This window comes from Caldimonas taiwanensis NBRC 104434 (assembly GCF_001592165.1).
Lineage (GTDB): Bacteria > Pseudomonadota > Gammaproteobacteria > Burkholderiales > Burkholderiaceae_C > Caldimonas > Caldimonas manganoxidans.
The window spans coordinates 32722-54095 of sequence record NZ_BCWK01000007.1 but is presented as its reverse complement, the minus strand read 5'-3'; the positions used below and the strand labels follow the sequence as shown (position 1 = coordinate 54095).

The window sequence follows — 21374 nt, the reverse complement described above, 5'->3', positions numbered from 1 at the left end:
TGTGACAAAGCGTAGCCCTCCGGCCTTCCCCCTCGACCTGGGGGGAACGAAGGCACCGGCGCCCGGCCCGAGAACGCGCTATTGCCCCCGCCAATAAAAAAACGCCACCTGCAGTGACGGTGGCGTCGGGGCGCTGGGGCCGGCGCCTGCGTGCCGCAGGGGCACGCAGGCGCGCAGGCCGCAGAGATCATTTGCTGTAGGCCGTCTCGCCGTGCGAAGCGATGTCCAGGCCCTCGCGCTCGTCCTCTTCGGACACGCGCAGGCCAATGACCAGATCGACGATCTTGTAGGCGATGAGCGACACCACGCCGGACCACACGATGGTCAGCAGCACGCCCTTGGCTTGAATCCACACTTGCGAAGCGATGGAGAAGTCGGCCGCGCCAACACCCCCCAGGCCGGGCGCCGCGAACACACCGGTGAGCAAAGCGCCGACGATGCCGCCCACGCCATGCACACCGAACACGTCCAGCGCGTCGTCGGCGCCGAGCATGCGCTTCAGACCATTGACCCCCCACAAGCAGATGAAGCCAGCGGCCAAACCGATGACGATGGCGCCCATCGGGCCGACCAAGCCAGCCGCCGGGGTGATGCCCACCAGGCCAGACACCGCACCCGAGGCCGCCCCGAGCATCGAGGCCTTGCCCTTGGCCAGACCTTCACCGATGCACCAGGCCAGGGTGGCCGCGCCCGTGGCCACGATGGTGTTGATGAAGGCCAGCGAGGCTTGGGCATTGGCTTCCAGCGCCGAGCCGGCATTGAAGCCAAACCAGCCCACCCACAGCAGCGAGGCGCCCACCATGGTCAGCGTCAGCGAGTGCGGCGGCATGGCCTCCTTGCCGAAGCCAATGCGCTTGCCCACCATGTAGGCGCCCACCAGCGCGGCCACCCCCGCGTTGATGTGCACCACCGTGCCGCCGGCGAAGTCCAGCGCGCCGTCCTTGAACAGCAGCCCCTCGGAGAACCACACCATGTGGGCGATGGGCAGGTAGCTGAAAGTAAACCACAGCACCGTGAACAGCAGCACCGCCGAGAACTTGATGCGCTCGGCAAAGGCGCCAATGATCAGCGCACAGGTGATGGCCGCGAACGTGGCCTGGAAGGCGATGAACACGTACTCCGGCAGCTTGGCCTGCGGCGAGAAGGTGTCGGCCAGCGACTCCTGCGTCACGCCCATCAGGAAGACCTTGTCCAGCGTGCCGATGAAGGCACCGCCGCCGCCGAAAGCCAGGCTGTAGCCGTAGAGCACCCACAGCACGGTCACCAGCGAGAAGATCACGAACACCTGCATCAGCACCGACAGCATGTTCTTGGCTCGCACCAGGCCGCCGTAAAACAGCGCCAGGCCGGGAATGGTCATCAGGATGACCAACAGGGTGGCCGTCAACATCCAGGCCACGTCGCCCTTGTTCACCGTGGGCGTTGGGGCCTCTGCGGCAGCCGCCGGTGCGGTATCGGCGGCAGCAGCAGCGGCAGGCGCGGCCGCTTCGCTGAGCGCAGGCGCCGAGGCCGCAGCGTCTTGAGCGAAGGCGAGGTCCACGACCCCGAGGGTCGACAGACCAAACGCCAAGATGGCTAGCAATTTCTTCATGGGTTGTCTCTCTGGGTCGATGGAATCACAGGGCGTCCTTGCCCGTCTCGCCGGTGCGGATGCGCACCACCTGTTCGAGCGCGGACACGAAGATCTTGCCGTCACCGATCTTGCCGGTGCGGGCCGAGCCCTCGATGGCCTCGATGACGCGATCGACGATGGCATCGTCCACCGCCGCCTCGATCTTCACCTTGGGCAGGAAGTCGACGACATACTCCGCCCCCCGGTACAGCTCGGTGTGGCCCTTCTGGCGGCCAAAGCCTTTGACTTCGGTCACCGTGATCCCTTGTACCCCGATGGCACTGAGGGCTTCACGCACTTCGTCCAGCTTGAAGGGCTTGACGATGGCAGTCACCATCTTCATGGCTTGCTCCTTTGAAAGTGAAAGAAGGTGCCCGCTGCCGACCGGGCACCCGCGGTCTTACATGGCCTTGGTCAGCGTGAGGATGAAGCGCGCTTTGTTGATGTCGCCGTAATAGTTCTTTTTGTTGGCCCCCACCACATGGCCTCCCAGCGAGAAGCCCGAGCCCAAGTCATAGGTGGCGCCCAGCTTGTAGTCGTAGTAATCGGGCGGGGCCGCATCGCTGGCCCACAGCGTGTAGCCCAGCCCGGCATTGAGGGTGAGCTTGTCGATCAGCGGCAGGTTGGCCGACAGCGCAAAGTAGCCGGTGTTGCGGCTGTCGGGCACGGCGAAGTACTCGTCGGAGACCGTGTGCGAATACTTGAGCGCGAACGGGCCGTAGCTCAGACCGCCGTAAATTTCCGTGGTGTTGGCATCGGACAGTCCGGGATAGAGGTACTGCAGCACGCCGATGTCGTAGCCCAGGCCGGCCACTTCCCCTTTGTAGCCGCCATAGACATCCATCTCGATGCCATTGGCGAAGTTGATGCTGGAGTTCCAGTTGCCGACGTAGAAGCCCCCGAGGCTGTAGTCGAAGCCGCCTTGGACGGCCGGTTTGTTGCCGGTCTGGTCCTGGCCGCGGAATTTGTAATTGGTGGTCAGGCTGAAGTTGGTGGCCACGCCTTCGGCCATCGCCGGAGCGGCGAGCACGGCAGAGGCCAAGGCGAGTGCGAGCAGGGTCTTGCGAGGCATGGACAAACTCCTGAAGGGGTGAAGAAATGAACCCGCAGCTGCAACTGCAGGAAACATGCCATCGCCAAGCCGGCCCAGATCGCCCCAGGACGGCACATCGCGAGCCCATATCGGCACCTCGACGCACGACCTCGGTGCATTCGAGGCCGATGCACCAGACCTGTGCCCCCACAGCCACGGGGACTGCGGCAAGGCCTCGGAGCCGGCGGCTGCCGCCACAATGCAGGCTTGGGCACCTTGGCGTGCCCAGCAAAACAACCATGTTCAGGAGGACTCCCGTCCATGTCGCTGGCCGTGATCCACAGCCGGGCGCTGGCCGCCTTGCAGGCCCCGCCCGTCACCGTCGAGGTGCATCTGGCCAACGGCCTGCCCAGCTTCACGCTGGTGGGCCTGGCCGACACCGAAGTCAAGGAAGCCCGTGAGCGTGTGCGCGCTGCGCTGATCAACAGCGGGCTGGACTTCCCTCACAACAAACGCATCACCGTCAACCTGGCCCCTGCCGATCTGCCCAAGGAAACCGGCCGCTTCGACCTGCCCATTGCGCTGGGCATCCTGGCCGCGCAAGGCCAGATTCCCGCCGCCGCCTTGGACGGCTACGAGTTCGCCGGCGAGTTGTCGCTGGCCGGCGATTTGCGGGCCGTGCGCGGCGCGTTGGCCATGAGCCTGGCACTGCGTCGCCAAGGCGCCGCGCGCGCGATGGTGCTGCCCCTGGACAGCGCCCGCGAAGCCTCCCTGGTCGAAGGCACCACCGTCTATGGCGCGCGGCATTTGTTGGACGTGGTGCAGTCGCTGCTGCCGCCGCGCGCAGGCGAGCCACCCCCCCACGGCTGGGTGCGGGTGTGCGAGCGTCCTCAAGCCCAAGCTGTCGCTGGCCCCGATCTGCGCGAAGTCAAGGGCCAAGCCGGCCCGAAGCGGGCGCTGGAGATCGCCGCCGCCGGGGGCCACAGCGTGCTGATGGTGGGCCCGCCAGGCACGGGCAAGTCCATGCTCGCGCAGCGCTTTGCCGGCTTACTGCCTGCGCTGGACACCGAAGCGGCCCTGGAGTCGGCGGCCGTGCTCAGCCTGGTGGGCGCTTTCGATCCAGCGCGCTGGGGCCAGCGCGTACTGCGCGCCCCGCACCACAGCGCCTCGCCGGTGGCGCTGGCCGGTGGGGGCTCGCCTCCGCGACCGGGCGAAATCTCGCTGGCCCACCAAGGCGTGCTCTTTCTGGACGAGCTGCCCGAGTTCCCGCGCGCGGCACTCGAAGTCCTGCGTGAGCCTTTGGAGACCGGCCAGATCACCATCGCGCGCGCAGCGCACCATGTCGAGTTTCCGGCGCGCTTTCAACTGATCGCCGCGATGAACCCCTGTCCCTGCGGCTACCTGGGCTCGCGAGTGCGCGCCTGCCGCTGCAGCCCCGAGGCCGTGGCACGATACCAAGGCCGGCTCAGCGGGCCACTGCTGGACCGCATCGACATCCAGGTCGAAGTCAACAGCGTGCCGCACGAGGAATTGCTGCGGCTGCCCGAAGGCGAGCCCAGCGCCGCCGTGGCCGAGCGTGTGGCTCGGGCCCGGCAACGGCAGCTGGCCCGCCAGGGATGCACGAACGCCCAGCTCCAAGGGGCGCAGCTCGATGCCCACTGTGGGCTCCACGACGATGCGCAGCGCTTCTTGCAGGCCGCAGCCAGCCGGCTGGACTGGTCGGCACGCAGCCTGCACCGGGTGCTCAAAATCGCCCGCAGCATCGCCGACCTGGCCGGCGCCGACTTGCTGGCCATGGCCCATGTGGCCGAAGCGATCCAGCTGCGGCGTGTCCTGGTCGCCTCGTGAAGGCCCTGGCGCGCCCACGCGCGCTCAGCCGTCGATGTGCCAGCGATGGCCGCATCGCTGGCATTGCACCTGCAGCCGCTGGCCGCCCTGGTCCTCGTCGATCAGACTCCAACGAGCATAGGCGTGACATGCCGGGCATTGCGCTTGATGGGCCACGTGCTCGGCATGCATCAGCAAAGCGAGATAGCGCCGCAGCGCCCACAGCCCGATGGCTGCACTGGCCGCAGCGCACAGGCCAACCCATGCCTGCACCAGCAGTGGGGCCCCACGCTCATAAGCCTCGGCGCTGCCCAGCAGGCCCACCAGGGACAGCACCAACAGCACGAGGTGCAGGTGGCTGAGGACGAGTTCACGCTCGTACCATTTGCGAAAGCCGTGCTGGCGGATCATTTGTGCCATCGTCATCGCACCCTCCTGCCGCCCCACGGCGCCTGGCCCGAAGGCTCATGATCGCACCGGCGCAGCCCGCCCGGCAAGCCCCCATCGGAACGATGGGCTCGGCTGGGTCCTCACAAGACTTGGGCCACGGCCGCGACACGGGCCTCGTGGATGAGCGTGGCAATGCGAGGCCCGCTCAGGCCGCGGGCCTGGGCCTGTCGGGCGATCTCGCCAGCGTCCACCCCTTGCGCGGCGCGCAAGGCGCGGCGCAGCCGCTGGCCCTGCGGATAGTCCTGCTCGCCCAAACCGAGCCGGCCCCGGGCATCGCATTCACAGGCCAGCAAGATCTCCTCGAAGCGCTCGGGCTTGCGAAACGCATCGCAACGCTCCAGCAGGCGCACCAGGGCCGCGGCCGTCCACTCGCCGGCGCGGTGGATGTTGCCGTGTTCGCGCGCCACCACTTCGGCGATCTCGCGGCAGTCGCTGGGCACACGCAGACGCACGCACAGCTGGCGCAACAGGCCCACGCTGCGCTGCTCGTGCCCGATGTGACGCGGCCACAGCTGCGGCGGCGTGGTGCCCTTGCCCAGATCGTGCGTCAAACAAGCAAACCGCACGGGCAACGACGCCTTCAGCCGCGCGGCCATGTCCAGCACCAGCATCAGGTGCATGCCCGTATCCACCTCGGGGTGGTATTCGGCCCGCTGCGGCACGCCCCACAGCCGATCCACCTCGGGCAGCAGGCGTGCCAGGGCGCCACACTCGCGCAGCACCTCGAACATGCGTGAGGGCTTCTTCTCCATCAGCCCACGCGACAGCTCCTGCCACACGCGCTCGGGCACCAAGTGATCGACCTCGCCGTGCTCGACCATCTGGCGCATCAGCATCAGCGTCTCGGCCGCCACGCTGAACTCGGTGAAGCGCGCCGCAAAGCGGGCCACGCGCAGGATGCGCACCGGATCCTCGGCAAACGCCGGTGAGACATGCCGCAGCACCTGGTCCTGCAGATCGCGCACACCGCCGAAAGGGTCGATCAGGCGGCCGTCTTCGTCCTCGGCGATGGCATTGATCGTCAGGTCGCGGCGCTGCAGGTCCTGCTCCAGGGTCACGTCCGGCGCCGCATGGAAGACAAAGCCATGGTAGCCGTGGCCCGTCTTGCGCTCGGTGCGCGCCAGCGCATATTCCTCATGCGTCTGAGGATGCAAGAACACCGGGAAATCGCGCCCCACCGGCGTGAAGCCCGAGGCGATCATGGCCTCGGGGGTGGCGCCCACGACCACCCAGTCGCGGTCGCTGACCGGCAGGCCGAGCAGCCGGTCGCGCACGGCACCCCCGACCATGTAGACCTTCATGGCCAGCAAGTGTAGCGGGCCGGCTTCAGCCGGTGCGCCCCCGCTCAGCCGCGACGGGCAAAAGCCCGGTACTGCAGGTAGCGGCTGCGCGGCTCGCGCCCACCCAGATAGCCCGCAGCCACCGAAGGCAGGTCCACCGGGGCAATCCCCAGAGCCTGCAGGCCCGGCAGCCGACCGCTGGCCACGTTGGGCACGCGCATCGACGCGATGTTGTCGCGGCTCATCAAAGGCTCGCCCGGCAGGCACTCAAGCACCAGCGCCTGCAGCCAGCCCAGGACCTCGGGCAGGGGCACGATGGGCCGGGGATGGCCCGACAGCTCGCCGGCCAGGCGCACCAGCTCGGCCAGGGTGTAGACCTGCGGTCCGGCGCATTCGTAGGTCTGGCCGATCGAGTCGGGGCGGTCCAAGGCGTGGACCAGGGCCTGGGCCACATCGCCCACCCACACCGGCTGGAAGCGGGCCCGCGCACCGGCCAGCGGCACCACGGGAAAGACACGCTGCAACGCCGCAAAGAGGTTGAGAAAGCGGTCTTCGGCCCCGAAGATCACCGAAGGCCGCAGCACCGTGAGATCGAGCCCGGACTGCGCTCGCAGCACGGCCTCGCCCTCGGTCTTGCTGCGCAAGTAATGCGAGGGGGCGCCTTCGCCCACGCCCAAAGCGCTGACATGCAGCAAGCGGCGCACGCCTTGCTCGGCACACACCTGGGCCAGCTGGCGCGGCAGCGCCACGTGCACGCGCTCGAAGTCGGCGGCTCGGCCATGCAGGATGGCCACGAGATTGATGACCGCATCGCAGCCGGCCACCAGGCGGCGCAACTGGGCCGGATCGTGCACATCGGCCTGGACCAGCTCCACCGTGGGCAACATCTGGATGTGCTTGGCCCGCGCGGGCCGTCGGCTGGGCACACGGATGAGGCCTCCGCCACCGCCGTTGCGTTCGACCAGGCGTTCGCACAGATGGCGGCCCACGAAGCCGGTGCCGCCAAGGACGAGGATCTTGTTCATGAGGTGTCCACCAAACAGGGCCATCAGGGCAAATCGGCGCGGGGCGCTGGTGCATCCGGGGCGCGTGGCCCGATGCGGGGCTCCAGGCGATCACGCAGCCGAGGCACCCGCCCATGCAACAGCGCGTCGTAGTACGTGGCGTTGGACAACACTTTCTTCACGTAGTCCCGCGTCTCGTTGAATGGAATATTTTCGATCCACACGGCGGCTTCCAGCACCGGTCCGTCGCGCCAGCGGCGCGGCCGACCCGGTCCGGCGTTGTAGGCCGCCGCCCCCAGCGCCAGCGAGCCCTGGTCCTCGATCACGAGCTTCAGATAGCTCATCCCCAACAACAGGTTGATCTCGCGATCATTGAGCATCGAGGGCTGATACTTCAGGCCGATTTGGCGCGCCGTCCAGCGGGCGGTGGCCGGCATCAACTGCATCAGCCCAGAGGCCCCCACGTGTGAGCGCGCATCCAGGATGAACCGAGATTCCTGACGAATCAGCCCATAGACGACGGCCGGGTCCACGCCCACCTCACGCGCCTTGAGGACCACTTCGCGCCGAAAAGGCATGGGGAAGCGCTGCTCGAAACTCACCTCGGCCTGGGTGCGCTCGCTGGTGTTGATGCAGCGGTCCCACACCTGCAGATCGCAGGCCAACTGGGCGGCGGCCAGCAGGTCGCGGTCGCCCATGCGTCCAGGGCCGCCGAAGCTCAGGGTCCAGTTCCATTCGCGCACGCCCTCGTTGCGCAAGCCCAGCTCGATGAGTCGCAGCGCCCGCTGCAAGCCGGGGTTGGCCTGCGCCCGGGCCCGTTCCTCGGCGGTCAACGGCGCTGGCGCAGGTGGCAGCAGATGCGGCCGGTCCAAGGCCTCGGCCGCCAATTGCCCGTAGAAATGGTATTGGCCGGCCAAGGTCTCCAGCAGCGCCTGGGCCTGGGCGCGTAAGCTTTCGGCTTGGGCCGACTCCCGGGCGACCTCGCGCAAGGCACGTGCCTTCCAGTACATCCAGGCCGGCTCGCGCTGCTCGGCGCCCGACAAGGCCTCGATGCCCTGCAACACCTGCGACCAGCGGCCCGCACGCAGGGCTGCACGCACCTTCCAAACCAGCATTTCGTCCGACCACGAGCCCACATCGGCCTTGCGCGCCGCATACTGGTAGTACTCGACCGCCTCGGGCATCAGCCGAAGGGCCGCTTGGCGGCCGATGCTGGCCCACACCCAGGACGCCAGCTCGTCGGGCAGCCAGGCCGCCCAGCGGTCACGCATCTGAGTGGCAGCCAACTGCGGATCGTTGGCCGCCAGACGGATCAGGGCCAGCGCGGTCAGCTCGGCCGCCTCGCGCCGGTCGGTGCGGCCGGCGCGCACCACGTAGCGGGCCGGGTTCTCCAGCAGCTCGTTGAAATTGATGACGACCGAGGCTCCCAGCAATTCCAAGGCCTGACGTGCCGCCCGCGGGCGGTTCTGCTCGAGGGCCAGCCGGGCCTTGCGCCAGACATCGTCGGCCGTGAGCACGCCAGCCGCGTAAAGCTGCGAGGCCATCGCCGCGCAGCCCACGTCGGCGTCGCGCTGGGCATACCAAGCCGCCCGGGCCGCCTGACGCAGCGCCTCTTGCGCATGACCGTCGCGGTGACGCAGGATCTGCTCATAGCAGTGGAGCTCGCGGTCATCGCGCATGCGGAACTTCGGCAGCTCGACGGCCATCTGCGCCCAGTCGCCGCGGCGGCCCAGCTCGAGCAGCCAGTCGTTGCGCAGCCGGTCTTCCACATAAGTGCCGCCCCAGCGCGCGTAAAACTCGGCCAGCTCGCCCGCGCTGGCTTCGCTCAGACGCAGGTTGAGCGCCCAATAATCGATCCAAGGCGTCAAGGGATGGTTCTGCGCTCGGGCCTCGCGCAGCAGGCTTTGCAACCGAGCCGCGTCCTTGCGTGCATAGGCGTCACGCGCCTGCACCGCCAAGTCGGCCACCTGCTGCGCGCGCAAGGGCCCCCAGGCGCAGCCGGTCAGCAGCGCGGCCACCACCACGCACAAGGCGCGCCGATAATCGAATCCTTTGGGAAAAAATCTCATCGAGCAGATGCCTTGGATCTCGGAGTCGGAGTCCCTGGAGCGGGCCGCGTTGCGTCAGCAACTGCTCCAAGCGCGCGAGCGCTTCGTGGCCTCCCCTGCAGGTGCGGCGGCCCATCAGACCCTGGGGCGGCGGCTGCGCGACGTGCTCGTCACTCTGGAGCCGCAGGTGCTGGGGCTGTACTGGCCGGTCCACGGGGAATTTAACGCAGTGTCAGCCTGGGGCGACGACATGCCCGAGCTCGCCGCAGGGCTGGCCTTGCCTTTTGCCCGCCGTCGTCCCGCGGCGATGGTCTACCGGCACTGGGACGGCCGCAGCCCGCCCGAGCTGCTCGATGACTGCGGCATCCCCAGCACGGCAGGCGCCGAGGTCGTGCCCGATGTGGTGCTGGTGCCTTGCGTGGGCTTCAGCCGCGCGGGCTACCGGCTGGGCTATGGCGGCGGCTACTTCGACCGCTGGCTGGCCGCGCACCCGGGCGTGACCGCCGTGGGCGTGGCCTATGCCGACAGCCAGATCGCCCTCGAACCCCAGGACCATGACCGCCCACTGACGATCGTGGTCACCGAACACGAGGTGCTCGCCCCGTAGCGGCGGGAAAAGAGTCGCTCGATCGGCCTCACTGCCCCCCTGAAGCGGGCGGGGTGCGACGCGCGAGCGCCTCAGTGTTCGGCGGGCGTGCCTTCGGCCGGCGCCAGCAAACGGGCCTGACGCGGATTGGGCAGCTGGGGCGGCACTTCCGAAAGCTTGTTCTCGGTCATGTAGTCGTTCATCTCGCGCCAGCCGGCGAAGATGGCCGCCTTGTCGGCCTTGGGATTGAGCGTGAAACAGTCCTCGATGGCCCGGCCGGCATGGCGGCAGGCCGCACCCAGTGCACGCCCTTCGGCCTCACGCCGCTCGGCCACGGCCTGCGCCGACTCGATGCCAAGCTGGTCGCAGCCCGCCAGCACCAGCAGGCCGGGCAGCAGCAAAAGGGCAATCAGGGCACGCATGGCAAGGCAGCAAATGGTCCGTTCTCACCGGTATCGGCCACCGGCAAGCCGACTTGAGCCCCTCCAGCGCTCAACGGTACACGCCGCTGCGGGCCATCTCCAGCAGGCGCGCCACCCGATCTTCGGTGGACGGATGGGTCGAAAACAGCCCGCTCAGCCCCCCACCGGACAGCGGGTTCATGATCATCATCTGCGCCGTCTCCGGGTGGCGCTCGGCCGCCTCCAGCGGAATGCCCTGCGCGTAGCGCTGGATCTTTTGCAAGGCACTGGCCAGGGCTTGCGGGTCGCCGCAGATCTCGGCGCCGCCGCGGTCGGCCTCGAACTCGCGCGCACGGCTGATGGCCATCTGGATCAGGCTGGCGGCCAGCGGCGCCAGAATCATCACCAGCAAGCCCACGATGGGATTGGCCGGCCGACCTTCGCTGTCGCGCCCCCCGAACAACATCGCGAAATTGGCCAGCATCGAAATTGCACCGGCCATGGTGGCGCTGATGGTGGAAATCAGGATGTCGCGGTGCTTCACATGGGCCAGCTCATGGGCCATCACGCCGCGCAACTCACGCTCATTGAGGATACGCATCAGCCCGGTGGTGGCCGCCACGGCGGCGTTGTGCGGGTTGCGCCCGGTGGCAAAAGCATTGGGCGCCTCCTCGTGGATCAGGTAGACCCGCGGCATGGGCAGCCCCGCCCGGCCGGCCAGCTCGCGCACCATCGCGTAAAACTGGGGCGCCGTGGTCTCGTCGACCTCCTGGGCGTTGTACATCTTCAGCACCAGTTTGTCGGAAAACCAGTAGCTGAAGAAATTCATCCCCAGCGCCACCAAGAGCGCCAGCATCATGCCCTGCTGCCCGCCCAACACGGAGCCGATGGCCATGAACAGTCCGGTGATGGCCGCCATCAGGACGGCGGTCTTCAGCATATTGAACATGGATGCGTTCCTTTCAATGGCGTGGAATCTCGACGCCCCATCTGGGGACGAACCGGGAGGAACTCAAGTCGGCGGCCCCAGGACCATGCCCGGCGCCACCGGGTGGCCGCTCAGGAACTCCCTGCCGCTCAAGCGCCGGCCGCCGGGCTTTTGCAACTGGGTCAGGCACAGCGCCTGCTCGCCGCAGGCCACGACCGGCCCGGCCTCGTCCAGGCGCAGCACCTCGCCGGGCCGCCCCTGACCGACAGCCAGCCGGGCCGCCCAGATCTTCAAGGGCTGCTGCGCGAGCCGCGCCGCCCCCCCGGGAAACGGGTCGAAGGCCCGCAGCCTGCGCTCGATCACCACCGCCGGCTGCGTCCAATCGATCGCCGCTTCGGCCTTGTCGATTTTGCGCGCGTAGGTCGCGCCCTCCTCGGGCTGCTTCACAGGACGCAAGCCGCCACGGGCCGCCAAGGCCAAGGCCTCGACGATCAGCCGGGCGCCCAGTGCGGCCAGCCGGTCGTGCAGTGACGCGGCGGTGTCGTCCGGGCGGATCGGCTCGGGCGCGCTCAGCAGCATGTCGCCGGTGTCCAGCCCCTCATCCATTTGCATGATCGTGACGCCGGTGTGCGCGTCGCCGGCCTCGATGGCCCGTTGGATGGGAGCCGCCCCCCGCCAGCGCGGCAGCAACGAGGCATGGATGTTCAGGCATCCCAGGCGCGGCAGCTGCAGCACCCAAGGCGGCAGGATCAGTCCGTAGGCCGCCACCACCATGGCTTCGGGCTGCAAGGCCCGCAAGCGCTCCTGCACCGCCCGCGCGTCCTGCCCATAGCGGCCGTCCAGGCGCAGGCCGCGGGGCTGGGCCACCTCCACACCATGGGCTTGGGCCCATTGTTTGACCGCACTGGGCAGGAGCTTCATCCCCCGGCCGGCCGGCCGATCCGGCTGGGTCAACACCAGCACGATCTCGAAGCCGGCGGCCTCCAGCGCGGCCAAGGCCGTCTGTGCGAACTCGGGCGTCCCGGCAAAAGCGATGCGCATGGCCCGGCTTCAGCGCGCCGCTTCCTTGGCGCGCTTTTGCAGCTTGGTCTTGATGCGGTTGCGCTTCAGCGGTGAGAGGTACTCGACGAAGACCTTGCCCATCAGATGGTCCATTTCGTGCTGCACGCACACCGCCAGCAAGCCCTCGGCATCGAATTCATAGGGCTGGCCATCGCGGTCCAGCGCACGCACGCGCACGCGGGCATGGCGCTCGACCTTGTCGTAGATGGCCGGCACCGACAGGCAGCCCTCTTCCCAGACGATTTTTTCTTCGCTCTTGTCGATCAACTCGGGGTTGATCAGCACCCGGGGATCGTCACGTTCGTCGGAGACGTCGATCACGATCACCCGTTCGTGTACATCCACCTGGGTGGCCGCCAATCCAATGCCTTGGGCGGCATACATGGTCTCCAGCATGTCGTCCACCAGGCGCCGGATGCGATCGTCCACCTGAGCCACGGGCTGAGCCACCTTGTGCAGGCGGGGGTCGGGATAACGCAGAATGTTCAACAGGGCCATGGGTGCGGGGCCGCCCGCCAAGGGCGGCAGGTGTGGATGACTTGCAACGCCGCTTTTCGTGAACCAATGCCGTCGCACCAGTAACGTCCGGCAAAATTCATTGCGGCATCAAGGGTTTATGGGCAGAATCTCCGAAACTATGTGAGGATTTTCGCCGATCTGTCGTCCCCGGGCGGAACAACAACTCATTAACCATACGGCGTCATGGCCCCCAACACCAGGCCATGCCGGTACGCGGAGACCCCTGCATGACTGTTCAGCTCACGCCGCAAGCCCGTCCGACGCAAGCCCCCGCGCGGGCGCGCCGCGGGGCCCACGCTTTGGTCGCTTTGACCCTGGCCACCGCCGCCGCGGCGGCCTGGGCGGTCAATTATCCGATCACCCCGCAGCAGCGCGCCACGGCCCAACAAGTCGCCCAGGCCGGGGTGCCGCTGTCCGAGCTGGCCCCCAACGCGCCCGACGTCTACACCGTCAAGCGTGGCGACACCCTGTGGGACATCTCCAGCCTGTTCCTGCGCAGCCCCTGGCGGTGGCCCGAGCTGTGGGGCATGAACCTCGATCAGATCCGCAACCCCCATTTGATCTTCCCCGGCCAGATCCTGGTGCTGGAAAAGCGCGATGGTCGCGCCCAACTGCGTGTGGCGCAGGCCGTCAGCGGCGACACGGTGCGCCTGTCCCCGCGGGTGCGCAGCACCGAACTGATCGACGGCATCACCTCGGTACCGCTGCACCTGATCGAGCCTTTCCTGAACGAAGCCGTCATCTTCAACAGCGACGAACTCGAAACCGCCCCGCGCGTGGTGGCCGCGCAAGAAGGCCGCGTGCTGATGTCGCGCGGTGACCGTGCCTATGTGCGCGGCGAGCTGGGCAACCAGCGTGACTGGCGCGTCTTCCGCAACCCCAAAGCGTTGGTCGATCCCGACACCCGGGAAGTGCTGGGCTATGAAGCCGCCTACGTGGGAGCGGCCACCTATGTGCGGCCGGGGGGTAGCACGGCCCAGGGCGAGATCGTGCCGGCCACCGTGGAAGTGCAATCGGTGCGCCTGGAAATGGGGGTGGGCGACCGCCTGGCCCCGCAGCCGCCCCGCGAGTTCATCAATTACGTGCCCCATGCGCCGCAACAACCGGTCGAAGGCCGCATCGTCTCGATCTACGGCGAAGGTGCCACGGCCGGTCAAAATCAGGTCGTCGCCCTCAACAAGGGCAAGCGCGACGGCCTGGAGCGCGGCCATGTGCTGGCCCTGTGGTCGGCTGGCCGTGTGGTCCGGGACACCACCTCGCCGGACAAAGCCACGCTGCGCTTGCCCGACGAGCGCCACGGCCTGCTGTTCGTCTTCCGGGTGTTCGATCGCATGTCCTACGCCCTGATCCTGAACGTCAAGAACCCGGTGGTGGTCGGCGACCGCTTCACCCAGCCCTGAACCAGACGGGGCAAGCCGGCCGGCGCCTCCCTGCCCGGCTGGGCCCCGAATCGCCGCAGCACCTTGGCCCGGGCCGGGCCCCTTTCCGGATGGCTGCTTCCTCTTCCCTGTCTGCCGATGAACTGGCCGCTTGGTTGCGGCTGCTGGAAACCCCAGGGCTGGGCCGCCAGGCCGTGCGACGGCTGCTGGCCGCCTTCGGCTCGCCCCAGGCCGCCTGCGCGGCCGCGCCACAGGCGCGGCGCCACCTGCTCTCGGCTCCAGCGGCCCAGGCCCTGGAGCACGAGCCGCCGCAGTTGGCTGGCTTGGTGGCGCGGACCCTGGAGTGGCTACAGGCCGATGCGCGCCATCATGTGCTGACCCTCGGGGACCCAGCCTATCCCCCGTGGCTGTTGGCCACCGCCGACCCGCCAGTCTTGCTCTATGCCTGCGGCGATCTGGCCTGGTTGCAAGCCCCCTGCCTGGCCATCGTGGGCACCCGCCATCCCACCCGGCAAGGGCAAGAGAATGCACGCGCCTTCGCCCACCACCTCAGCCAGGCCGGCTGGACCATCGTCTCCGGGCTGGCCCTGGGCATCGACGCGGCCGCCCATGAAGGCGGCCTCAGCGGGCCCGGACGCACCATCGCCGTGGTCGGCACCGGCTTGGACCAGGTCTATCCCCGCCGCCACCGCGCCTTGGCCGAACGCATTGCCGCCGAAGGTTTGCTCCTGAGTGAGTACCCGCTCGGCACCCCACCCTTGCCGCAGCATTTTCCGCAACGCAACCGGCTGATCGCCGGCTTGAGCCGCGGCACCTTGGTGGTGGAGGCCGCGCTGCAATCCGGCTCGCTGATCACCGCGCGCTTGGCGGCGGAACAGGGCCGGGAGGTGTTCGCGATTCCCGGCTCCATCCATGCCCCGCAATCGCGCGGCTGCCATGCCTTGATCAAGCAAGGCGCCAAGCTGGTGGAGTCGGCACAGGACATTCTGGAGGACTTGCTCGGGCCCGAGGTGCGTCCCCCGACCGAGGCGGCCCCCTCGGCCTGCAGCCCCGACGAGACCGAGGACCCGCTGCTCATGGCCCTGGGCCATGATCCAGCCTCGCTGGACGCGCTGCAAGCCCGCTGTGGCTGGCCCACCGACCAGCTCAATGCCCGCTTGCTGGAACTGGAACTCGAAGGCCGCGTCGAGCGGCTGCCCGGCGGTCTGTACCAGCGTTGCCACCGGGCCTGAGTTCCGTAGGATGAAACGGGCGATACCCCGGTGGATGACAGCGGTATTGCGCGCTTGCCGCCCCGTTCGCCTCGGGTATAGTCCCAGCATGTTCGACGTGCTCGTGTACCTCTACGAAAACTACTGGCGCCCCGACGCCTGCCCGGACCACGACCAGTTGGCCCGCAAACTGTCGGCCGTGGGTTTCGAGAACGAGGAAATTCAAGAGGCCCTCAACTGGTTGGACGGATTGGCCGTCTCGGCCCAGATCCATGCCAAGGCCCAGAGCGCTTCGGGGGTGCGGGTGTACACCCCGGCCGAGCAAGAGCATTTCGGGCCCGACTGCCTGGGGTTCATCAGCTTCCTGGAATCGGCAGGCGTCCTGCCCGCGCCGATGCGCGAAATGGTGATCGACCGTGCCATGGCCATCCCCGGCGGCCCGGTGGCCCTGGAGGATCTGAAGATCATCGTGCTGATGGTCTTCTGGAGCCTGGGCGAAGAGCCCGACGCGCTGATCCTCGACGAACTCTTCGTGGACGCCAAGGACCGGCTGATTCACTGAGGGCTCGGCCTCCAGCGACGGGCCGCGCGCCACGCCGCACTTGCGCGGTGCGGGCGCCGAGTCAGTTCAGCAATCGGCTGGGGTCGGCGTCGAGCTTGGCCAGCGCATCGCGGGTGGCTCGCACCGTCAGCGCTTCTTCCTCGGCGGGCACGAGCAAGCCGGCCTGGAGGAAGGCCGCCAGGCGGTGCTGCTGGAACAGCACGCAGCGCCCGGTGGGCGCGACGAACAAACTGAGCTGTTTGCGCAAGCCCTGCCAGGCCAATTGCACGGCCTCGTTGCGCCCGCGGTAGTCCAGCTTGAACCAAGCGCCCACCTGTAGCCCCCGCGCCCAAGCGACCATGGCCGGGCTGGGCATCGAGCCGCCCTCGGCCACCACCTCCAGGTCTGCCGTTTCATGGCCGGACAGGTCGAGCACCATCGACTCGTCGATCTCGACCTCGGTATCGGGCAGGATTTCTTCCAACGTTTCCAGCCGCAACATCAGCTCGTTGAGCCGCTCGGGCGGAATGGCCGCCGTCTTGGCGGTGAAGGCCGCAGCCAGCGAGTTGTTGAGCGTCTGGATGTGCTCGTCCTGCTTGTCGGGCGGCACGCCGGCGCTGGCCATGCCATCGCGCAGGGTCTTGAGCAGCGGCGGCAGGCGGCGGATGACCTCGGCGCGCTCCTCGCGCGAGACCTTGGCGCTGGCCGACCAGATCAGGTCGGCCGCCGCCCGCTTCATCGCTTTGGTCTGCTCGCTTTGCGGACCATGTTTGACCGCGGTCATCGCCAGCACGTCGGCCCAAATCTGGAACAAGAAGTCGCGCACGCCCTCCTGCACCGGCACCTCGTTGAGCATCTTGCGCAGCTCGATGGTGTACTGGATGGCCAGAATCTCCCGCTGCTCGACCTGCTGCGCCAGCGACACCCCGCGCCGCGAGGGCTCGTGCTCGTTGCGGAAATAGTGCTCGAGGAATTTTTCGAATTCCACCAGCACGGTCTGGAACACACGACGGCCGGTGTCGGGATAGGCCTCGACCACCTGCACCACGCGCTTGATCTCCTTCTCCAGCGCCTCGCTGGCCCCGGCAGTGGCATCGTCGAAGCCCATCACACAGGCGCCCATGCGGTCGATCAACTTGCGCGCCGGATGGTCGATGGTGGCGAAGAAATCGGGTTCGCTGATGGCCACACGCAGCACCGGCATTTGCAACCGGGCGAACCACACCCGCACCGAGGCGGGCAGGCGTTCTTCCATCAACAAGCTTTGAAACAGCAGCGCCACGATCTCGATGGTGGCTCGCTCGATCGGCGACTCGGCCGCCTGCTTGAGCACCTGTTTGCGCTCTTGCAGGCCTCGTGCCAGTGCTGCGGGCTGGACCTCCAGGCCTGCCTGGGCGCTGGCTTGGAACTGCCGCGCCAGCTCGCGCTCGGCATGGACCATGGCCTCGGACAGCCGCGGCGAGGCCGGACGCACTTGGGCGGTGGTTTCGAACTCGGGCACCTGCCGCCCCACCAGCCGGTTCAGTCGTCCCAGCACTGCCTGCGCCTGCTCGGAGGCGCGCAGCAACTGAGACGCGCGCGTCATCAAGCGCGTCTCGTCGCCCCCCCCGTGGAAACTGCCCGGCGTCGAGCCGCCCAGCCCCCCTCCGGTGGACCCGCCGGGGGCTGCCGCCCCACCGGCCAAAGCCGCCGCCGCACGTCCTGTGGAAGCCACGCCGGCGTCGCGAGCCCGCCGGATCAACGGGCGCAAGTCGATCTCGGGCAGCACCCCATGGGCAATGAGCCACTTGTTGGTTTCGTGGTAGGCCAGCACGATCAGGTGGCCCATTTCTTCATGCAGCACCGGCTGCAGGCAGCGCCATGCCTCCAGCCCCAGCCCGGCATTGCGCCAGGTGCGCAGGATCAGCCCCCCCATCGCCTGTGGACGCAGCAAGTCCGAGGGCGGCAATTCATCCCGGCGCTCCAGCGCGAGAATGCGCGAGCGCAGGTCGGTGAACTCGGAACTGGCCTGATCCATCGCCGCCAAGGCCAAGCGCGAACTCAGGATCTCGTGCTCGATGGTGGCATCGTCCACCAGCGACAGTTCGGCGCTGCGCGACAGACCGGCCATCGCCGTGGGGCTGGCCCCGGTGGACGACAGCGTCCCCTGCCAGGACTGAATCTGCTCGGCCAGCTGCTGACGCCAAGCCTCGCGCAGGCGCTGCACATCGGCCCAGGCTTCGCGGCGTCGCAGCAAGAGTTCGGGCGGCGCCGGCTGCGTGGCCAAGAGCTTGGCCCCCTCTTCCACCGCGGCCATCGCATGGGCTGCGCCATAGAGCACCACGTTCAGGAACGTCCTGCGGGCCTGGGCAGCGAGCGCCTTGGGGTCGGCAGGGGTGGTCATGGTCAGCGAAATCGGGCCAGCGTTGGCAAAGTGGTTTCGCCGAACTCTACACCACGGCACCGGCATTCGGGTCGTCCGGGTCGGTCTCCTTGCGCGTCGGCGAGATCAAATCCTCGCGCTTGACCCCCAGCCACATCGCCGTGGCCGCAGCGACGAACACCGAGGAATAAATGCCGAAGCAAATGCCAATCGTCAAAGCCAACGCGAAATAGTGCAACGTGGGGCCACCGAAGATCAGCATCGACAGCACCATGATCTGCGTGGAGCCATGCGTGATGATGGTGCGGCTCATGGTGCGCGTGATCGCGTTGTCCATGATCTGCGCCGTGGTCATCTTGCGGTACTTGCGGAACGACTCGCGAATGCGGTCGAAGATCACCACGGATTCATTGACCGAATAGCCCAGCACGGCCAGCACCGCGGCCAGCACCGACAGCGAGAACTCCCACTGGAAAAACGCAAAGAAGCCCAGGATGATGATCACGTCGTGCAAGTTGGCGACGATGGCCGCCACCGAGAACTTCCACTCGAAGCGAAAGGCCAGGTAGATCATGATGCCCACGATCGTCATCGCCAGCGCGATGGCGCCATCGCGGGCCAGTTCGGCGCCCACCTGCGGGCCGACGAACTCGCTGCGCTGCAGCCGCAGCGGCTCGCCGCCAGCGGCTTCGCACACCTGGCGGCTGACCGCCTCGCCTTGGGAGGTGACTTCCTGGCGCTGCACCAGGCGTCCGTCCTCGGCGCGGCACAGGGCTTCCATGACCCGGGACACCACCTCCGACTGAGCCGCCTCACCGCGCAGCGGCACGCGGATCAACACATCGCGCGAGGTGCCGAAGTTTTGCACCTGCACCTCACCGAAGCCCAGCGATTCGATCTGGCTGCGCACGCGACCCACGTCGGCCGCTTGCGCGTACTGCACCTCCAGGACGGTGCCGCCCGTGAACTCGATGGACAGGTGCAGCCCGCGGGTGATGAGGAAAAACACCGCCGCGACGAACAACGCCACCGACACCATGTTGAGCACCAGCGCGTGGCGCATGAACGGGATGTCGCGCTTGATCCGGAACAGTTCCATGTGCGTGCTTCCTGTGCGTGGGCCGCCGTCAGGCCTTGGGGGCGCGCTCGGCGCCGGGGATCCACACCTGGCCGATGGAGATGGACTTGAGCTTCTTGCGCCGCCCGTACCACAGGTTCACCAAGCCCCGCGAGAACAGCACGGCCGAGAACATCGAGGTCAGGATGCCCAGGCAGTGCACCACGGCAAAGCCGCGCACCGGCCCCGAGCCGAAGGCGAGCAAGGCCACGCCGGCAATCAGCGTGGTGACGTTGGAGTCGAGGATGGTGGCCCAGGCCCGTTCATAGCCTGCGTGGATGGCCGCCTGCGGCGAGGCGCCATTGCGCAGTTCCTCACGCACGCGCTCGTTGATGAGCACGTTGGCATCGATGGCCATGCCCAAGGTCAGCGCGATCGCCGCAATGCCCGGCAGCGTCAGCGTGGCCTGCAGCATCGACAGCAGGGCAATGAGCAGCAGCAGGTTGACCGCCAACGCCAGGCTCGAGAACACGCCAAAGAGCATGTAGTAAGCCACCATGAACACCATGATGGCCACGAAGCCCCACACCACGCTGTTGAAGCCCTTGGCAATGTTCTCGGCGCCCAGCGCCGGGCCGATGGTGCGCTCCTCGATGATCTCCATCGGCGCGGCCAGCGAGCCGGCGCGCAACAGCAGCGCCACGTCGTTGGCCTCCTGCGTGGTCATGCGCCCGGAGATCTGCACCCGCCCGCCGCCGATTTCGGTGCGGATGACCGGCGCGGTGACGACCTCGCCCTTGCCCTTCTCGAACAGCAGGATGGCCATGCGGCGGCCGACATTCTCGCGCGTGACTTCACGGAAGATGCGCGCCCCTTTGGCATCGAGGGTGAGGTGCACCGCCGGTTGCTGGTGCTCGTCGAAGCCGGCCTGGGCATCGGTGAGGTTTTCGCCGGTGAGGATGACCTGGCGCTTGACGATCAGCGGCGCGCCGCCGCGTTCGACATAACGCTCGGTGCCGAAAGGCACCGGCCCGCTGCCGGCCAAGGCCGCCATGGCTTCGGCGCTGTCGTCCACCAGTCGCACCTCCAAGGTGGCCGTGCGCCCGATGATGTCCTTGGCCCGCGCGGTGTCCTGCACGCCGGGCAGTTGCACCACCACCCGGTCCAAGCCCTGCTGCTGGATCACCGGCTCACTGGTGCCCAGCTCATTGACACGGTTGTGCAGCGTGGTGATGTTTTGCTTGATCGCCTGGTCTTGAATGCGGCGCGCGGCCTCGGGCTTGAGCGTGCCAAGCAGCCGCAGATCCGCCCCCTCGGTCGACTCCACCCATGCCAGGTCGGCCAGTTGCTCGGCCAGCACCTGGCGGGCCTGCTGCAAGGTGGCCGCATCGCGAAAACGCAGTTCGATCTGCTGGCCCTGTCGGTTGATGCCAGCATGGCGGAGGTTGCGATCACGCAGCAAGGTGCGCGCATCCCCCGCATAGGCTTCGATGCGGCGCGTCAGCGCGGCCTCCATGTCCACCTGCATCAAGAAGTGCACCCCGCCGCGCAGGTCCAGGCCGAGATACATCGGCAGCGCATGGATCGAGGCCAGCCACTGGGGCGAGCGCGACACCAGGTTCAGTGCCACCACGTAGGACCGGTCCGAGGCATCCGGATTGAGCGCACGGTCGATCACGTCGCGGGCGCGAATCTGGGTGTCCGTGTCGGCGAAGCGGGCGCGCACCGAATGACCCTCGAGCTGCACGAACTCCGCCGCCACGCCAGCGGCGCTCAGGGCCTGACGGACCCGTTCGGCCACGCTCTCGTCCACACGCACCGTGGCCTTGCCGCTGGAGACCTGCACCGCTGGCGCCTCGCCATAAAAATTCGGCAAGGTATAGATGAAGCCCACGATCACCGCGATCACCAAGATCGCGTACTTCCACAGGGGGTAGCGGTTCATGACAGCTCTTTCATGCCCAGGATGACGGCTCCGCCCCGCTCGCCAAACCACAGGGGCAGCCGCCGGGCCTCACGGAATGAAGGGCGCCGCATCGGCGCCCTTCCCGGTCCCGGCTCAAGCCGGGTCTGA

General features: G+C 67.8%; 19 protein-coding genes. 5 read left to right on the top strand and 14 right to left on the bottom strand.

Translation table 11 applies throughout. The features are described from left to right. Positions 1 to 187 precede the first annotated feature (187 nt). From CTA01S_RS07930 to CTA01S_RS07920, 3 genes are read right to left on the bottom strand one after another with little or no spacing between them, the layout of a single operon-like run. Positions 188 to 1591, bottom strand: coding sequence for an ammonium transporter (locus tag CTA01S_RS07930; protein ID WP_019561839.1), 1404 nt, complete (start codon positions 1589 to 1591; stop codon positions 188 to 190). A 25-nt stretch (positions 1592 to 1616) separates the two neighbouring features. After that, the gene (locus tag CTA01S_RS07925) at positions 1617 to 1955 is read right to left on the bottom strand and encodes a P-II family nitrogen regulator (protein WP_019561840.1); all 339 of its coding nucleotides are present in this window, start codon (positions 1953 to 1955) and stop codon (positions 1617 to 1619) included. A 57-nt stretch (positions 1956 to 2012) separates the two neighbouring features. Next, on the bottom strand, positions 2013 to 2684 hold the full coding sequence (locus tag CTA01S_RS07920; protein WP_062194219.1) for a TorF family putative porin: 672 nt from the start codon (positions 2682 to 2684) through the stop codon (positions 2013 to 2015). Between the two features lie 282 nt (positions 2685 to 2966). Between CTA01S_RS07920 and CTA01S_RS07915 the strand changes: the two genes are divergently transcribed. After that, on the top strand, positions 2967 to 4493 hold the full coding sequence (locus CTA01S_RS07915) for a YifB family Mg chelatase-like AAA ATPase (protein ID WP_062194216.1): 1527 nt from the start codon (positions 2967 to 2969) through the stop codon (positions 4491 to 4493). A gap of 24 nt (positions 4494 to 4517) precedes the next feature. On the opposite strand, the gene CTA01S_RS07910 is transcribed toward CTA01S_RS07915, so the two are convergent. The 4 genes from CTA01S_RS07910 to CTA01S_RS07895 form a co-directional block, all read right to left on the bottom strand. After that, on the bottom strand, positions 4518 to 4898 hold the full coding sequence (locus tag CTA01S_RS07910; RefSeq protein ID WP_019561843.1) for an MJ0042-type zinc finger domain-containing protein: 381 nt from the start codon (positions 4896 to 4898) through the stop codon (positions 4518 to 4520). Between the two features lie 104 nt (positions 4899 to 5002). Continuing rightward, entirely contained in the window at positions 5003 to 6223 is a 1221-nt protein-coding gene (locus CTA01S_RS07905) for a multifunctional CCA addition/repair protein (protein ID WP_062194212.1), read from the bottom strand. A gap of 44 nt (positions 6224 to 6267) precedes the next feature. Next, positions 6268 to 7227, bottom strand: coding sequence for a complex I NDUFA9 subunit family protein (locus CTA01S_RS07900; RefSeq protein WP_062194493.1), 960 nt, complete (start codon positions 7225 to 7227; stop codon positions 6268 to 6270). Between the two features lie 23 nt (positions 7228 to 7250). Further along, complete coding sequence (locus tag CTA01S_RS07895) at positions 7251 to 9275, bottom strand: lytic transglycosylase domain-containing protein (protein WP_062194209.1); 2025 nt, start codon at positions 9273 to 9275, stop codon at positions 7251 to 7253. A 7-nt stretch (positions 9276 to 9282) separates the two neighbouring features. On the opposite strand from CTA01S_RS07895, the gene CTA01S_RS07890 reads away from it, so the two are divergent. Beyond that, positions 9283 to 9861: a 5-formyltetrahydrofolate cyclo-ligase gene (locus CTA01S_RS07890; protein WP_019561847.1), complete on the top strand. Its 579-nt coding sequence runs from the start codon at positions 9283 to 9285 to the stop codon at positions 9859 to 9861. 71 nt (positions 9862 to 9932) lie between these two features. On the opposite strand, the gene CTA01S_RS07885 is transcribed toward CTA01S_RS07890, so the two are convergent. The 4 genes from CTA01S_RS07885 to def form a co-directional block, all read right to left on the bottom strand. After that, complete coding sequence (locus CTA01S_RS07885) at positions 9933 to 10262, bottom strand: hypothetical protein (RefSeq protein WP_019561848.1); 330 nt, start codon at positions 10260 to 10262, stop codon at positions 9933 to 9935. 70 nt (positions 10263 to 10332) lie between these two features. Continuing rightward, a complete protein-coding gene (htpX, locus tag CTA01S_RS07880; RefSeq protein WP_019561849.1) occupies positions 10333 to 11190 on the bottom strand; it encodes a zinc metalloprotease HtpX in 858 nt (285 codons plus the stop codon). Between the two features lie 63 nt (positions 11191 to 11253). Further along, the gene (fmt, locus tag CTA01S_RS07875; protein ID WP_062194204.1) at positions 11254 to 12210 is read right to left on the bottom strand and encodes a methionyl-tRNA formyltransferase; all 957 of its coding nucleotides are present in this window, start codon (positions 12208 to 12210) and stop codon (positions 11254 to 11256) included. A gap of 9 nt (positions 12211 to 12219) precedes the next feature. Beyond that, entirely contained in the window at positions 12220 to 12729 is a 510-nt protein-coding gene (def, locus tag CTA01S_RS07870; RefSeq protein WP_019561851.1) for a peptide deformylase, read from the bottom strand. A gap of 248 nt (positions 12730 to 12977) precedes the next feature. Here def and CTA01S_RS07865 point away from each other — a divergent pair, with 248 nt between their 5' ends. The 3 genes from CTA01S_RS07865 (at position 12978) to CTA01S_RS07855 (ending at position 15902) form a co-directional block, all read left to right on the top strand. After that, positions 12978 to 14150 (top strand): LysM peptidoglycan-binding domain-containing protein, encoded by a 1173-nt coding sequence (locus CTA01S_RS07865; RefSeq protein WP_062194199.1) that lies wholly within the window; start codon positions 12978 to 12980, stop codon positions 14148 to 14150. 89 nt (positions 14151 to 14239) lie between these two features. Next, positions 14240 to 15361 carry a DNA-processing protein DprA gene (gene dprA, locus CTA01S_RS07860; protein ID WP_019561853.1) on the top strand — a complete coding sequence of 374 codons (1122 nt, stop codon included), beginning with the start codon at positions 14240 to 14242 and terminating at the stop codon, positions 15359 to 15361. A gap of 88 nt (positions 15362 to 15449) precedes the next feature. Beyond that, on the top strand, positions 15450 to 15902 hold the full coding sequence (locus tag CTA01S_RS07855) for a Smg family protein (RefSeq protein WP_019561854.1): 453 nt from the start codon (positions 15450 to 15452) through the stop codon (positions 15900 to 15902). A gap of 61 nt (positions 15903 to 15963) precedes the next feature. On the opposite strand, the gene CTA01S_RS07850 is transcribed toward CTA01S_RS07855, so the two are convergent. Genes CTA01S_RS07850 through secD form a run of 3 tightly spaced genes read right to left on the bottom strand, consistent with a single transcriptional unit; the run spans position 15964 to position 21245 of the window. Beyond that, positions 15964 to 18264 (bottom strand): DUF1631 family protein, encoded by a 2301-nt coding sequence (locus tag CTA01S_RS07850; protein WP_019561855.1) that lies wholly within the window; start codon positions 18262 to 18264, stop codon positions 15964 to 15966. Positions 18265 to 18310: 46 nt separating this feature from the next. Beyond that, the gene (secF, locus tag CTA01S_RS07845) at positions 18311 to 19342 is read right to left on the bottom strand and encodes a protein translocase subunit SecF (protein ID WP_062194196.1); all 1032 of its coding nucleotides are present in this window, start codon (positions 19340 to 19342) and stop codon (positions 18311 to 18313) included. 28 nt (positions 19343 to 19370) lie between these two features. Next, entirely contained in the window at positions 19371 to 21245 is a 1875-nt protein-coding gene (gene secD / locus CTA01S_RS07840) for a protein translocase subunit SecD (RefSeq protein WP_062194192.1), read from the bottom strand. Positions 21246 to 21374: the final 129 nt, after the last annotated feature.

Excerpts from the sequence above, each read along its gene's own strand:
- CTA01S_RS07930 (WP_019561839.1), bottom strand. The coding sequence starts at position 1,591 with ATGAAGAAATTGCTAGCCATCTTGGCGTTTGGTCTGTCGACCCTCGGG.
- CTA01S_RS07925 (WP_019561840.1), bottom strand. The coding sequence starts at position 1,955 with ATGAAGATGGTGACTGCCATCGTCAAGCCCTTCAAGCTGGACGAAGTG.
- CTA01S_RS07920 (WP_062194219.1), bottom strand. The coding sequence starts at position 2,684 with ATGCCTCGCAAGACCCTGCTCGCACTCGCCTTGGCCTCTGCCGTGCTC.
- CTA01S_RS07915 (WP_062194216.1), top strand. The coding sequence starts at position 2,967 with ATGTCGCTGGCCGTGATCCACAGCCGGGCGCTGGCCGCCTTGCAGGCC.
- CTA01S_RS07910 (WP_019561843.1), bottom strand. The coding sequence starts at position 4,898 with ATGACGATGGCACAAATGATCCGCCAGCACGGCTTTCGCAAATGGTAC.
- CTA01S_RS07905 (WP_062194212.1), bottom strand. The coding sequence starts at position 6,223 with ATGAAGGTCTACATGGTCGGGGGTGCCGTGCGCGACCGGCTGCTCGGC.
- CTA01S_RS07900 (WP_062194493.1), bottom strand. The coding sequence starts at position 7,227 with ATGAACAAGATCCTCGTCCTTGGCGGCACCGGCTTCGTGGGCCGCCAT.
- CTA01S_RS07895 (WP_062194209.1), bottom strand. The coding sequence starts at position 9,275 with ATGAGATTTTTTCCCAAAGGATTCGATTATCGGCGCGCCTTGTGCGTG.
- CTA01S_RS07890 (WP_019561847.1), top strand. The coding sequence starts at position 9,283 with ATGCCTTGGATCTCGGAGTCGGAGTCCCTGGAGCGGGCCGCGTTGCGT.
- CTA01S_RS07885 (WP_019561848.1), bottom strand. The coding sequence starts at position 10,262 with ATGCGTGCCCTGATTGCCCTTTTGCTGCTGCCCGGCCTGCTGGTGCTG.
- htpX (WP_019561849.1), bottom strand. The coding sequence starts at position 11,190 with ATGTTCAATATGCTGAAGACCGCCGTCCTGATGGCGGCCATCACCGGA.
- fmt (WP_062194204.1), bottom strand. The coding sequence starts at position 12,210 with ATGCGCATCGCTTTTGCCGGGACGCCCGAGTTCGCACAGACGGCCTTG.
- def (WP_019561851.1), bottom strand. The coding sequence starts at position 12,729 with ATGGCCCTGTTGAACATTCTGCGTTATCCCGACCCCCGCCTGCACAAG.
- CTA01S_RS07865 (WP_062194199.1), top strand. The coding sequence starts at position 12,978 with ATGACTGTTCAGCTCACGCCGCAAGCCCGTCCGACGCAAGCCCCCGCG.
- dprA (WP_019561853.1), top strand. The coding sequence starts at position 14,240 with ATGGCTGCTTCCTCTTCCCTGTCTGCCGATGAACTGGCCGCTTGGTTG.
- CTA01S_RS07855 (WP_019561854.1), top strand. The coding sequence starts at position 15,450 with ATGTTCGACGTGCTCGTGTACCTCTACGAAAACTACTGGCGCCCCGAC.
- CTA01S_RS07850 (WP_019561855.1), bottom strand. The coding sequence starts at position 18,264 with ATGACCACCCCTGCCGACCCCAAGGCGCTCGCTGCCCAGGCCCGCAGG.
- secF (WP_062194196.1), bottom strand. The coding sequence starts at position 19,342 with ATGGAACTGTTCCGGATCAAGCGCGACATCCCGTTCATGCGCCACGCG.
- secD (WP_062194192.1), bottom strand. The coding sequence starts at position 21,245 with ATGAACCGCTACCCCCTGTGGAAGTACGCGATCTTGGTGATCGCGGTG.